Consider the following 13,334-nt stretch of genomic DNA (forward strand, 5'->3'; position numbering starts at 1 on the left):
ACCGCCTTTGTTTAATTAAATTACTTCCTAGTAAAGCCTTCTTCTTGCAAAAACGCCTCTGCTTCCTCATAGGTATCAAAGGTAGCATCAAGATTTAACCCAAAATAGATATTCCAGGATTCATTTTCTTCAACTAGAATCAGGACATTATTTTCACTATCCACCCAACGCTCCTCTTTTGAATTTCCAATAATAGCTTCTTCAGCAGCCGTTTTTTCGACTGATGATAGGGATTGAATCGATTGTTTTAACAATTTACGGAGTTGGTCTTCGGAGAAATCACGGATATTGACCATTCCTTTTTCATCCGTATCATAATTGTCCAGCTGTCCAGCATAAACAAATCCATTCCCATTTGGGTGTAAATGATAAACAATGTTTTTCTTATCAGAGATACTGCCTTCGAACTGAAAATTGACTCGTCCAAGTGAAACATTCTTTCGTTCCAACTCTGAAAATGATTCGATAATTGTTAATTTTTCATTATATGTAAGCATAGTTTCCTCCGTCTATTTAAGTAAATCCTCTTACATCATACAGATATTTTACCCAAACGTAAAATCTTTAAAAAAAGTGTTGCAGAGTTCATGTTTTTTTGAGAATATATTGAAAATATTGTGTAATGGTGTAAAATTACACTATAGAGGAAAATTTTGTATGATTGCCATTTTGGTATGATTGTGGGGAGATTTCATGGATTCGAATATGAGAGAAGAACAGAGGAAAATTTTTAGAAAAGAGTTATTCACTTTACGTGAAGAAGGGTACCTTTCTGAGGCAATTGTCGACACCGTAGCAAGGGCACATTCTCAATATCATATGGAATTATTAGAAATGGAGGCAAAACCCCCATCCACTGAAAATAATACGCCAATTAAAAAAGCTGCACCGCCAAAACCGCAAAAAGTGAAAAAAACGTTAACACCAGAAGAAATCCGTGAAAGGAATATTACCTGGTTATTAAACATTGGGGTAATCTTTTTATTAATAGGTGGATTGTTTGTTGCGACGAGCAATTGGGAATCATTGACAAGTTTCATGAAAAGTGGATCAATAGCAATTGTTGCCCTATTATTTTACGGTATTGCTTTTTTAACGAAGAAAATATTAAAAATTGAAAAGACGGCCTTTGCCTTCATTGTTCTTGGAAGTTTGTTTTTGCCAATTTTTATCCTATCGCTTGGATGGTTTGGGTTATTAGGACCATATTTATCAATATCAGGGGAGGGAAGTTATCTACTCGGAACGCTCGGGAGTTTGCTGCCAATTATTGTTTACTATTTATTTGCAAAGAACTTAGTTTCTAGATTATTTGTTTGGTTTACCTATGTCTCAATAAGCATAGGATCTGCCTTTCTCTTAGCCAGCTTCCATCTAAAAAATGATTTCTTTTACCTAGGTTTAATGGTTTTTAATGCTATTTTTATTTTTGTATATCATCAGTTAAAACAAAAGGATTCATTCAAATTATTTACGAATGAATTTATTTCGTACGTCCAAGTAAATCTTGTTCTTTGTACCTTATTTATGCTTTTTTTATACGATAATGAGGTCTTATACAGCTTCAACCTGCTGTTAACAGCGATTATTTATTTATCAATGATGTATGTGAGCGGTCGAAAAGAATATCATTTCATTTTTAGCGTCATGATCGTTTATGGTGCCTATCAGTTAATTGAGCATAGCTTCCTCGATAGTTTTGGGGAGATTGTATATGCTTTAATCGGATTTGGGATTGTATTCGTTCCAAAGGCTTTGGATGATAAATTCACATTAAATAAAGCCTTCCGATATACAAGTGCTGTTATCTCAGGTTTAGCGTTTATTTACATTAGCCTGGAGGGAATTCTCCTTCGTGCAGGCAATCCATCGATTGTGCTTATGCTTGCTTATTTTATCATTGCAGTTAACTTTATCTATTTATCCTCTCAGGGTTCTGGTCGATTATTTCCGTATTTAAGCGCAGTTTTTGCAGCTTCTGGCATTTATGAAACGATTGCATTAGTAAGCCAGCCTTTCGATAGGGTCAATTTTTCTCTTCAGTTGTCTTTATCAGGTTTTATCCTATATTTTGGGTTAGGCATTGCGCTACTTTCAAAGTACGTAAAGGTCATTCAGACTGCCTCCAGAGATGTCGGCTTATCGATAATGGTGCTGGCAATTTTGTCTGCAATTTCTTGGTTATTATGGTGGGAACTAGGCGTTATGTTATTACTATTGGTGGTTGCTGCCTTTCTACTGTATAAGAAGGAAACACGGATTTATCTTCAGGGGGCCGCTTTATGGAGTATTCCTAGTTTACTTGGTCTTTCCATCGTAGCTTTTGGAGAAGAAATTAATACAAATTTTTCTGTTTATCTTAATGAATATGGTTATGCAATAAATTTTGCGGCTGGGGCAATCATGGTTTTATTATTTAGTTTTGTATGGAAAAAAGTTGGGGAAAAGGAATTAGGTATTATATCGTTATACACCTCACAAGTACTCTATACATTTGCCATTTTCCATGCTTTGCTAAGTCCGATTAACCATTTATGGGTTCAGCCGCTTGTTTTGTTGGTTGGAATCGGTATGTATTTTTATTTATATAAAAAAGTTGGTACAAAGTGGGTCCCTTTTATTGTAAGTATCTCAGTACTGCTTACGTATTTTTCGGTTATTCAAGCTACTACGCTTAAATTTTCTTTAAGTTATACAATTAATTCACTAATTGCTTCAACAAGTGCAGTGGTTATGCTTCTAATCGCTTATCTCAGTCAGAAAAATGACTTGAATCTTTCCATTGCCTTTGCCTGGGTTGGACACAGCATTTATCCACTAGCGCTATTCTTCACATGGTTTGCATATCAGTCAGACTCGATTTATAGCTTTATCTTGGCAGTGTTTGTATATGCTTTTAGTACAAAGTTTACTAAGGTAGAATGGAAGATAAAAGTTTTTCTTTATGGGAGCTTTACGTCCTTCTACTTTATTGTTTCAACTGGGTTAGATCAATTAATCAATCGATATTTTGGAAACTATGAATTCCCAATCACTAGCGGTTTCATTCTTCTATTTGCATTTTTCGCTAAGGATGAATTTAAGAAACGGACAGCTTATTATTTCGTCCCATTTTCAACAATCGGAATTGTGTTTACATTAATTACCTATCCGTTTGATTTGCTGCCGTATCTTGTTACGCTTGCCTATATTGTTGGGACACTTTTTTATATGCATAAAATCAAATGGGATCTTCTAGGGGTCATCCCATTATTCTTAGCATTTATTGCAACGATTGAATACTCTTCTCTTAGTGAATTAGATGAACTTGATAAAATGCTTCTGTCTGGTGGCTTAGGGATTGTTCTGTTGATTATTGGCCAATTCGTTTATAAAAAGCTAGTTGAATATGGACCGAATATTCAGCAAACAAAATTCGATGGATTTACGCAAGTTTCAGTCATGTTTTTCGTTCTTATGTACAGTTTCGAGAATCAATACATCTGGTGTCAGGCACTGCCAGGATTGCTTATTTCAGCTTCCTTTTTGCTGCAAAGGAAAAGGGTGCCTGCAAGGTTCTCTGTCCTTTTGACAATACTTGGTGGAGCCTATTTGTTACAACCATACTATTCCATAATGGCTATGCTTCATATTCCGTCATTATGGGAACGTGAAGTGATTGTCCTTCCGTTTATAATTCTAATCATTTTCATTCGACGTTGTTTAAAGAGAAGATATTCTGATATAACGAAGGCTGTTCAATGGGGAGTCCTAATAATCGTATCCCTATTATTGATCCAAGATGGCTTAGCAAGCAACACGATTTATGACGCAATTATTTTAGGAACACTCTCATTGTTAGCGATGATGGCAGGTATGTTCCTGCAAATTAAATCCTATTTCTTTGTTGGGGCAGGTGTATTATTATTAAATGTCTTCCTGCAAACTAGACCATACTGGGGGAATATGCCATGGTGGTTCTATTTATTAATTGCTGGTCTTATCTTGATAACCGTAGCAAGCTTTAATGAATGGAATAAGCAAAAAGTAAATAAAGGTGAATCGACCTTTATCACCAGTTTCAAGGATAAAGTAATTGATAAAATGAAAAAGTGGGACTAACCGTGGAAAGACCGCCTGCAATTAATTCTCATTGAATAAAAACATAAAGTTTGTTATAATAGTAATAATTAAATAAATCATTTATTGTTTTTGGAGGAGCCTGTCACCAAGGGATATCTATGTCCCGTGGTTGACAGGCTTTTTTTGTTTTCTACCAAAAAGGGTCTGATTTTTATAAAGCAGACCCTTTAATTTTTTACAAGGAAAGGTGATTGGATGGAATTAATTTTTGAATTAGCGATTATTTTATTTGCATCTAAAATTGCTGGGGATATTTGCGTTAAATTGGGTCAGCCCTCGGTTCTAGGGAAGTTGTTAATAGGGGTCATTTTAGGTCCAGCTGTATTAGGCCTCGTTTCAGATACGAAAACATTGGCGGACCTAAGCCAAATTGGTGTCATCTTGTTAATGTTTATAGCAGGTATGGAGACTGATTTAAATGAATTTAAACGAACGTGGAAGGCATCAACCTTTGTTGGAATCAGTGGAATCATTGTTCCTTTAGTTTCAGGTTACTTAGCAGGAATTTTGATGAATATGACAACATTTGAAGCCTTATTTTTAGGATTATTACTTTCTGCAACAAGTGTAAGTATTTCCGTTCAAGCACTTAAAGAGTTAAATAAGATGAAATCTAAAGAAGGGACCGCGATTTTAGGGGCTGCCGTCATTGATGATGTTCTTGTGATTATCGCCCTGGCCTTTTTAATGAGTATGGCCGGTGGAGAAGTTAATTTAAGCATGATGATTATTAAAAAGGTCCTCTTTTTCTTGAGTGCTATTTTAGTAGCTTGGAAGGTGGTTCCATGGGTTTTAAAGAAATTTGCCCCATTAAAAGTCACAGAGCCGCTCGTCACGGGTGCATTGATCATTTGCTTCATGTTTGCCTATGTAGCCGAGATAACAGGTGTTGCGGCGATTATAGGGGCGTACATCGCTGGGGTAGCTATTAGTCAAACAGAATATAAATTTAAAATATTTGAGAAAGTGGAAACAATCAGCTATTCCATTTTTGTACCTATATTTTTTACCTCGATAGGGGTAGCAGTTAGCTTTGACGGAATATCGAAAAATTTCGGGCTAATTATCGGTTTTAGCATCCTAGCCATTTTAACCAAGTTAATCGGTGCTGCAATGGGAGCAAAAATAGCTCATTTTTCCTGGAAGAGTTCACTTGGAATTGGAGCTGCTATGGTTTCACGTGGAGAGGTTGCCTTAATTATTGCCTCGATTGGTATGGAGTCAAAATTAATCAGTCAGGAATTATTTGCTGTTTTAGTGGTAGTAGTACTAGTTACTACCATCGTTACACCCCCAATGATGAAGTATTTTTTCAGTGAAGGTAATAAACAAACAGAAATCAAAAAAACAGTATTTAGTAAAGTGGAAATTTAGTTAATAAAATCCAGCCAAATCATATTGGCTGGATTTTTGGGGTATTATGAAACTTATTTTAATGTTTTTTCATTCAATTGCTTCCCCACATTTTTATGCCAATGATTCCTTTTTATGAAAAATTAGTGAAATATATCATACTTTCACAATTTATCAACAAATAAGTACTAGTACTTTTCATATTTTTTTGATTGATTGAGAAAGTACCCCCATTATTTTGATGGAATAGTCGAATAATCTTTCAAACAAAAAACTTACTAAATTCAGGAGGTTAGAAATGGGAACCGTGATCATTGATATCGACAAATTACTAGAAGCAACGTCAAATCTAACATCTGAGAAAAGCAACAATAAAATGAAAAAGGTTGAAATTGACCTCTTACTTGAAAATACCCGTGATTGGTAAAAATAATATTATCAAGATAGTTTTCTAGAATGCCTTCCATTAAAAAGAAGGCATTTTTTGTTGTTTAAATAGAAAATGAAGGTTTTTAATAATGTCAAGATTTCCTATTAAATTATGCTGCTTTAAAGCGAAAAAATATTTTACGCATTTCTATTGCTTTTCGTGCAAAAAAATACTAGAATAATTTTTAATATATTAAATTTTATGAAAATTAGTATTTTATTATTTAAGGGGGATTTAGCTAGATGAAAAAAAAAGTTAAAGTATTGTCGATTGCCTTAGCAGGGATGATGTTGCTTGCAGGCTGCGGAAGTAAAGACAAAGCAGGGGGGGCTGAAAAAGAAGGAGCGGATAAGGAGTTCAAAGTTGGAATTACCCAGTTTGCCCCACACCCATCTCTAGACGCTGCGACAGAAGGCTTTAAAAAAGCCTTAAAGGATAAAGGGATTAAGGTAAGCTATGATGAACAAAATGCTCAGGCAGATATGAACAACACTCAAACAATTGCTAATAATTTTGTCGGTGACAAAGTGGATTTAATTTTTGCTAATGCCACTCCAAGTGCAACGGCAGCATTGAATGCAACAAAGGATATTCCGATTATCTTTACATCGGTGACAGATCCTGTGGGAGCAGGTTTGGTAGAGGCTTTTGATAAACCAGGGAAAAACATTACAGGTACAACCGATAACCATCCAGAAGCAACGAAAAAAACAATTAGCTTTATTACAGACGAAGTGAAAGCAAAAAATATTGGTGTGATCTATAACTCTGGTGAACAAAATTCAGTGGTTCAGGTGAAAGAAGTTAAGAAAATTGCTGAAGAGAAGGGTGCTAAACTTGTTGAAGTATCTGTTTCAACTACAGCAGAAGTGAAGCAGGCAGCTGAATCATTAGTTGGACGTGTTGATGCGATTTATGTTCCAACTGACAATACCGTAGTTACTGCTCTTGATACGGTTATTGCCGTTGCAAACAGCAAAAAAATTCCACTTTTCGTTGGTGAACTTGATTCCATGAAAAAAGGAGCCGTTGCTGCCAGCGGGTTCAGCTATTTCGATCTTGGCTATCAATCTGGTTTAATGGCTGCTGATATTTTAAGCGGGAAGAAGAAGGTATCTGAAATTCCAGTAGAACTTCCAAACAGCTTAAAGCTTGTCATTAATACCAAGGCTGCTGAAGCTCAAGGCTTAACAGTAAATGATGCTTGGAAAAGTTTAGGCGAGTTTTTCGAAGGTAAATAAAATTATATTTTTCATGAATGGAGCCTTCATTTGAAGGCTCCATCCATGAACCAAACATTAGCTTGAAATAGGTTATTGCATCTTAGAGCAGGCTTAATGATTTAAAGAAAGGATGATCTCAATGTTTACAGCCATATTTGGATCATTTGAAGCAGGTATTATCTATGCGATTATGGCACTTGGCGTCTATCTTTCCTTTCGTATTCTGGATTTTCCAGATTTAACGGTGGATGGGAGTTTTGTGACGGGGGCAGCAATTTCTGCTGTAATGATTGCGAATGGAACCGATCCATTTTTAGCAACAATCATGGCGTTATTCGCCGGTTTTGCAGCTGGATGTATGACAGGTCTTCTCCATACATTTGGAAAGATTAATAACTTGCTTTCCGGAATTTTAATGATGATTGCACTTTATTCAATAAATCTTCGAATCATGGGACGCTCAAATATCCCATTATTAAATACAGATACAGCTTTTACGAAAATTAGTGGATTTTTTGAAAAGACAGGAATTGATTCATTTTTCAATAACATTCTCTCCATGGTGGGGCTTGGCGACAGCTTGCCGGAAACATGGGGAATTCTTATTTTTATGATTATCGTAACATTTGTGATTAAATTCTTTACCGATCTATTTTTGAAAACCGAAATTGGGCTTGCCGTCAGGGCTACGGGAGATAATAAACGGATGATTCGCAGCCTTTCTGCTAATACCAACCTCCTTGTTGTGCTTGGCTTAGGTCTTTCAAATGCTCTTGTAGCTTTCTCAGGTGCTCTGATTGCCCAGCAAGGTGGATTTGCAGATGTGGGTATGGGGATTGGGATGATTGTGATTGGTCTAGCCTCCGTTATTATTGGTGAAGCCTTATTTGGTACAAAAACGATTGCTAGGACCACTCTCGCTGTTATTGGCGGATCGATTATTTATCGAATTGTTGTTACTTTAGCATTACGGGTAGATTTCTTGGACCCTGGTGATATGAAGCTGATTACTGCTCTCATTGTTATTCTTGCTCTTACGACTCCAAAGATTATTGAAAGTTCCAAAGAGAGAAAGCGGAAAGCCCGCAGAAGATCTGAAAGATCAAACATCATGCAGACTTCTGGCCATGCGAAGGGGGACAATCATGTTACAATTAAATCAGATTCATAAAATATTTAATGAAGGGACACCTGATGAAAAAATCGCCATTGATCATGTGAACCTAACCCTTCAGCCTGGTGATTTCGTAACGGTAATTGGCAGTAACGGGGCGGGGAAATCAACCTTAATGAATATCATTTCAGGTGTGTTAATCCCGGATATAGGGGAAGTACAGATAGGCGGAAAAAATGTCACAAATATGTCAGAGTTTAAACGGTCAAAAATGATCGGACGTGTTTTTCAGGATCCAATGGCCGGTACGGCTCCAAGTATGACGATTGAGGAAAATCTTGCCATGGCTTATTCTCGGAATAAAATGAGAACACTTCGACAAGGAGTTACAAAAAAGCGACGTGATTATTTTCGTGAGGTATTGGAATCCCTGCATCTGGGCCTCGAGAACCGCCTAAGTGCAAAGGTAGGCTTGTTATCCGGGGGAGAACGTCAAGCACTATCCCTGTTAATGGCTACCTTCACAGAGCCTTCCATCCTCCTTCTTGATGAACATACGGCAGCACTTGATCCATCAAGAGCGGAATTAATTACGAACTTAACGAGAGAAATTGTAGACAAATATAAACTGACCACATTAATGGTTACTCATAACATGCAGCAAGCCATTGACTTAGGCAATCGATTAATCATGATGGATAAGGGCCAAATTATTTTAGAGGTCAATGAGGAAAATAAGAAGCAATTAACAATTGAAGGTTTACTGATGGAGTTTAAAAGGATACGTGGGGTACAAATGTCAAGTGACCGTGCCATTCTTTCCTAATAGGAAAAAATTTTTTTTGAGTGTCTATTGTAGATTTGCTTTTATAAAAAGTATTTCCAATATCATTAAAGGAGAAACTGCCTGTTTTGGGTAAGTTTCTTTTTGTATTTTGGGAAATAATTCGAGGATATCTAAATTACTTTAGTACAAAAAAGCGTTATTGCTTTACCTCCCATCCTTGAAAGGACAAGATTCTTTCATTTAGAATTAATTCAGAATATTATTACTTTTAAACTAATGGGGGTTTCTAAATGAAAGAAAATAGAGTAAGGGCAGACCAATTAGTTGATGATTTTTTCCCCGTTCGAGATGTTGATTATATTGAAATTTACACAGGGAATGCCAAGCAAGCATGTCACTTTTTTTGCACTGCCTTTGGTTTTCACCCAGTAGCTTACGCTGGTCTTGAAACTGGTAATCGTGAAACCGCTTCCTATTGTTTAAAGCAACGGAATATTCGCCTCGTCCTAACAGGCTCCTATACCGAAGACAGTGAAGTTTCCCAATTTGTAAAAAAACACGGTGACGGTGTGAAGGACATAGCCCTGTTAGTCGATAATGTCGAGAAAGCTTTTGAGGAGGCAGTGAAAAGAGGAGCCATTGTGATTGCTGCCCCATCTGAAATCAAGGATGAAACAGGTGTGATTAAAAAAGCCGTTCTTGGTACATATGGGGATACCATCCATACGTTAATTGAACGGAAAAATTATCAAGGGGCATTTTTACCCGGGTATGTCGCATACTCGGCGCCACTTCCTATTAAAGATGCCGGGTTAATTGGGATCGATCATGTAGTGGGTAACGTGGAGAGGATGGAGGAGTGGGTCGAATATTACGCTAAGGTAATGGGCTTTAAGGAAATGAAACATTTCTCTGACAAGGACATCACGACGGAATACTCAGCTCTAATGTCAAAGGTTATGCATAACGGAGGGCGGATTAAATTCCCAATCAATGAACCGGCAGTCGGAAAACGTAAATCACAAATACAGGAATATCTAGAATTCTACAATGGTCCGGGTGTCCAGCATTTGGCGATATTAACGGAAGATATTGTATCAACCGTCGCTATTTTAAAGGAGAATGGGGTAGAATTCCTGAATACTCCACCAGCATATTATGAATCCTTAGGTGAACGCATCGGTAAAATTGATGAAGAAATTGAAAAGCTTCGAGAACTAAATATTTTAGTAGACCGTGATGATGAGGGGTATTTACTGCAAATTTTTACAAAACCAATTGTAGACCGTCCGACATTATTTGTTGAAATTATTCAACGAAAAGGGGCACGTGGTTTTGGTGAAGGAAACTTTAAAGCTTTATTTGAGTCAATTGAACGGGAGCAGGAAAGACGAGGAAATCTCTAATATAAAGAGCAAGGTTTTAAAGGACAAAAGTATAGAGCGGAGTAGGAAAAGGGAGAGGTAATTACTCCCTTTTTTTAAAAGTTAACCTGTAAGGGGTGAATATGTTATGGAGATCTCGCCGAAAACACTGGAATGGAGAGAGGCATATAAACTATTAGTTGGTTCGATCCTTCCCCGTCCAATTGCTTTTGTTTCGACCATAGATGGAAATGGGGTAGCTAATGCAGCACCATTTAGTTTTTTTACTGCGATTAGTGCGGACCCCATGCTTATCTGTTTTTCACCGATGAGAAGAGGAACGGATGGGGCTAAGAAAGATACACTTGTAAATATTGAAAGCACAGGTCAATTTGTCATTAATATTGTAAGTAATAGCATGGCTGAGCAAATGAATGACTGTGCGATCGAATTCAACCCGGATATCGACGAAATAGCAGAGGTGGGTTTAACGAAGGAACCAAGTTTAAAGGTGGGTGTACCGCGTATTAAGGAATCACTCGTTCATTTAGAATGTGAATTAGAGCAAGTATTACATTTTGGTAATAAGCCCGGTGCAGGGAGCCTTGTAATAGGAAAAGTAGTTCATGTCCATGTGACCGATGAACTATTTGATAAAGGGAGAATAGATACGGCCAAGCTGAACCCAATTGGACGGATGGCTGGGAACATCTTTACTGACCCGTTAGCTAAAATGTTTGAAATGGATCGAAAAAAGTAGAAAAGGTGAGTGTCGTGAAATTTGTAACTTTTGAAAAAAAGGATGGGACAATCCGAGCAGGCTGGTTACTTGACCAACACTATGCCGTTGATATGTATGAGGCATCAGGCGGGGTGCTGCCAAGTAATCTATTAGCTTTTCTTGAAAATAGTGACGCCCATCTGGAAACAGTGGCTAGTTTAATCCCATTTACAAAGGGACAAAAAGGCGTTTATCCATTGAGTCAACTTTGTTTAAAGGCACCACTACCTATTCCTAGGAGTTTTCGTGATTTTTATGCATTTGAGCAGCATGTGAAAACAGCGAGGGAGAATAGGGGCCTCGAGATGGTTCCAGAATGGTACGATATCCCTGTCTTTTACTTTTCCAATCATCTTGCAATTAAGGGACCAGGAGAGGAAATAATCCAGCCTGTAAATTGTAACTGGCTTGATTATGAGCTGGAGATCGCATGCATTATTGGCAAAGAAGGCAGAAATATTTCCGCAGATGAGGCAGATGAGTATATTTTTGGCTATTGTATTTTAAATGATTGGAGCGCAAGAGACCTACAAAGGAAGGAAATGAAGGTTGGACTGGGGCCCGCAAAAGGGAAGGATTTCTCGACATCGATTGGACCGTGGATTGTCACAAAAGACGAGTTAGAACCATTTAAATTAGGGAAGGGCTTCAATCTTTCGATGAAAGCCCGTGTTAATGGGGCTCTCCTTTCCAAGGGGAATATGAAAGACTTATATTATTCATTTGCTGAAATGATTGAGAGGGCTTCTGCTGGCGTGACTTTATACCCTGGAGAGATGATTGGTTCAGGTACAGTTGGTTCTGGATGTATTCTTGAGCTTGGAGAGAAGGTTCATCGCTGGCTAATACCAGGTGATCAAGTCGAACTAGAGATTGATTATCTTGGAGTGTTACAGAATGGGATAATCGCTGAAGAGAGGTGAGAAGATGTATTACCGTCAAATGGGTAAGATTCCGCACAAACGGCATACGATGTTTAAAAAGGAAGATGGGAGTCTTTATAGGGAGCAAGTTATGGGCACTCGTGGTTTCTCAGGAACACAATCGATTTTATATCATCAATATATGCCGACAGAAGTGGTGAGGGCAGAAGTGGTAGGAAATTACTTGCCCGTATATGAAGACCAACAGGAGCTCAAACATCGTCATTTTTTTACAAGTAAAGTACCAACCAAAGGAGATGCCCTGAAATCGCGGGAATATATCTTGGGAAATCAGGATTTATTAATTGGAACAGCCAATGTGACAATGCCGATGCCAAGTTTTTATCGGAACGGTGATGGAGATGAAATGCTTTTTATCCACTACGGCTCAGGAAAATTAGAAACGATGTTCGGGACTCTGTCATATCGGCCGGGCGATTATGTGATTATTCCGATTGGTACCATATACCGTGTCATACCGAATATAAATGAGGAGACAAAAATGCTTTTTATTGAATCCTTCAGCCAAATAACAACTCCTAGACGGTACCGAAATGAATATGGTCAACTTTTAGAGCATAGCCCATTTTGTGAAAGAGACCTTCGTGGACCGGAAGAATTGACGACATTTGATGAAAAGGGTGAATTTGAGGTTTTAACGAAATCAAGAGGGAAGTTATCCTCACATATCATTGGACATCATCCACTTGATGTAGTTGGCTGGGATGGGTATTTATATCCATGGGCCTTTAACATCGAGGATTTTGAACCAATCACAGGAAGAGTTCATCAGCCGCCTCCCGTCCATCAAACCTTTGAAGGTAATAATTTTGTCATTTGCTCATTCGTCCCGAGGCTGTATGATTATCATCCAGAATCGATTCCTGCTCCCTATTATCATAGTAACGTTAACAGTGACGAACTCCTTTATTATGTGGAAGGAAATTTTATGAGTCGTAAAGGAGTACAGGAGGGCTCGATCACGCTTCATCCAGGCGGGATCCCACATGGACCTCATCCTGGGAAAACGGAAGCGAGTATTGGAAAAAAGGAAACACTTGAACTGGCCGTTATGATCGATACCTTTCATCCACTAAAAATCGTAAAAACCGCACAAAAAATAGAAGATGCTAACTATATGTATTCTTGGTATGAAAAGAAGGATTAATGATTTTTCCAGAACAATCCAACGTATTTCTAGTTGGATTGTTTTTTCAATCTAAGGTAAAAAGTGGTA

Annotated in this window: 11 protein-coding genes; 10 read left to right on the plus strand and 1 reads right to left on the minus strand. The window is 37.7% G+C overall.

Annotated features, from left to right (window positions below; all coding sequences use genetic code 11):
* Nucleotides 1-20: 20 nt before the first annotated feature.
* Entirely contained in the window at nucleotides 21-497 is a 477-nt protein-coding gene (locus tag ACSU6B_RS13315) for a hypothetical protein (protein WP_410885842.1), read from the minus strand.
* Between the two features lie 196 nt (nucleotides 498-693).
* On the opposite strand from ACSU6B_RS13315, the gene ACSU6B_RS13320 reads away from it, so the two are divergent.
* The 10 genes from ACSU6B_RS13320 (at nucleotide 694) to ACSU6B_RS13365 (ending at nucleotide 13,265) form a co-directional block, all read left to right on the plus strand.
* Nucleotides 694-4,101 carry a hypothetical protein gene (locus tag ACSU6B_RS13320; RefSeq protein WP_410885844.1) on the plus strand — a complete coding sequence of 1,136 codons (3,408 nt, stop codon included), beginning with the start codon at nucleotides 694-696 and terminating at the stop codon, nucleotides 4,099-4,101.
* Between the two features lie 216 nt (nucleotides 4,102-4,317).
* Nucleotides 4,318-5,496: a cation:proton antiporter gene (locus tag ACSU6B_RS13325; RefSeq protein WP_410885846.1), complete on the plus strand. Its 1,179-nt coding sequence runs from the start codon at nucleotides 4,318-4,320 to the stop codon at nucleotides 5,494-5,496.
* A gap of 277 nt (nucleotides 5,497-5,773) precedes the next feature.
* Nucleotides 5,774-5,902 (plus strand): hypothetical protein, encoded by a 129-nt coding sequence (locus ACSU6B_RS13330; RefSeq protein WP_256942446.1) that lies wholly within the window; start codon nucleotides 5,774-5,776, stop codon nucleotides 5,900-5,902.
* A 245-nt stretch (nucleotides 5,903-6,147) separates the two neighbouring features.
* Nucleotides 6,148-7,146 (plus strand): ABC transporter substrate-binding protein, encoded by a 999-nt coding sequence (locus ACSU6B_RS13335; protein ID WP_410885848.1) that lies wholly within the window; start codon nucleotides 6,148-6,150, stop codon nucleotides 7,144-7,146.
* Between the two features lie 121 nt (nucleotides 7,147-7,267).
* A complete protein-coding gene (locus ACSU6B_RS13340; protein ID WP_168244739.1) occupies nucleotides 7,268-8,299 on the plus strand; it encodes an ABC transporter permease in 1,032 nt (343 codons plus the stop codon).
* Nucleotides 8,274-9,068 carry an ABC transporter ATP-binding protein gene (locus ACSU6B_RS13345; protein WP_214998386.1) on the plus strand — a complete coding sequence of 265 codons (795 nt, stop codon included), beginning with the start codon at nucleotides 8,274-8,276 and terminating at the stop codon, nucleotides 9,066-9,068. Before ACSU6B_RS13340 ends, ACSU6B_RS13345 begins: the two co-directional genes overlap by 26 nt.
* Before the next feature lie 251 nt (nucleotides 9,069-9,319).
* A complete protein-coding gene (hppD, locus tag ACSU6B_RS13350; RefSeq protein WP_410885851.1) occupies nucleotides 9,320-10,435 on the plus strand; it encodes a 4-hydroxyphenylpyruvate dioxygenase in 1,116 nt (371 codons plus the stop codon).
* A 106-nt stretch (nucleotides 10,436-10,541) separates the two neighbouring features.
* A complete protein-coding gene (locus ACSU6B_RS13355; RefSeq protein ID WP_410885853.1) occupies nucleotides 10,542-11,153 on the plus strand; it encodes a flavin reductase family protein in 612 nt (203 codons plus the stop codon).
* 14 nt (nucleotides 11,154-11,167) lie between these two features.
* Nucleotides 11,168-12,097, plus strand: a complete 930-nt coding sequence (locus ACSU6B_RS13360) for a fumarylacetoacetate hydrolase family protein (RefSeq protein ID WP_410885855.1) — start codon at nucleotides 11,168-11,170, stop codon at nucleotides 12,095-12,097.
* A gap of 4 nt (nucleotides 12,098-12,101) precedes the next feature.
* Nucleotides 12,102-13,265: a homogentisate 1,2-dioxygenase gene (locus tag ACSU6B_RS13365; RefSeq protein WP_410885857.1), complete on the plus strand. Its 1,164-nt coding sequence runs from the start codon at nucleotides 12,102-12,104 to the stop codon at nucleotides 13,263-13,265.
* Nucleotides 13,266-13,334 lie beyond the last annotated feature (69 nt).

It is taken from the genome of Neobacillus sp. C211, from assembly GCF_051842875.1.
Classification (GTDB): Bacteria; Bacillota; Bacilli; order Bacillales; family Cytobacillaceae; genus Neobacillus.

Excerpts from the sequence above, each read along its gene's own strand:
- ACSU6B_RS13335 (WP_410885848.1), top strand. The coding sequence starts at position 6,148 with ATGAAAAAAAAAGTTAAAGTATTGTCGATTGCCTTAGCAGGGATGATG.
- ACSU6B_RS13330 (WP_256942446.1), top strand. The coding sequence starts at position 5,774 with ATGGGAACCGTGATCATTGATATCGACAAATTACTAGAAGCAACGTCA.
- ACSU6B_RS13355 (WP_410885853.1), top strand. The coding sequence starts at position 10,542 with ATGGAGATCTCGCCGAAAACACTGGAATGGAGAGAGGCATATAAACTA.
- ACSU6B_RS13340 (WP_168244739.1), top strand. The coding sequence starts at position 7,268 with ATGTTTACAGCCATATTTGGATCATTTGAAGCAGGTATTATCTATGCG.
- hppD (WP_410885851.1), top strand. The coding sequence starts at position 9,320 with ATGAAAGAAAATAGAGTAAGGGCAGACCAATTAGTTGATGATTTTTTC.
- ACSU6B_RS13320 (WP_410885844.1), top strand. The coding sequence starts at position 694 with ATGGATTCGAATATGAGAGAAGAACAGAGGAAAATTTTTAGAAAAGAG.
- ACSU6B_RS13365 (WP_410885857.1), top strand. The coding sequence starts at position 12,102 with ATGTATTACCGTCAAATGGGTAAGATTCCGCACAAACGGCATACGATG.
- ACSU6B_RS13345 (WP_214998386.1), top strand. The coding sequence starts at position 8,274 with ATGTTACAATTAAATCAGATTCATAAAATATTTAATGAAGGGACACCT.
- ACSU6B_RS13315 (WP_410885842.1), bottom strand. The coding sequence starts at position 497 with ATGCTTACATATAATGAAAAATTAACAATTATCGAATCATTTTCAGAG.
- ACSU6B_RS13325 (WP_410885846.1), top strand. The coding sequence starts at position 4,318 with ATGGAATTAATTTTTGAATTAGCGATTATTTTATTTGCATCTAAAATT.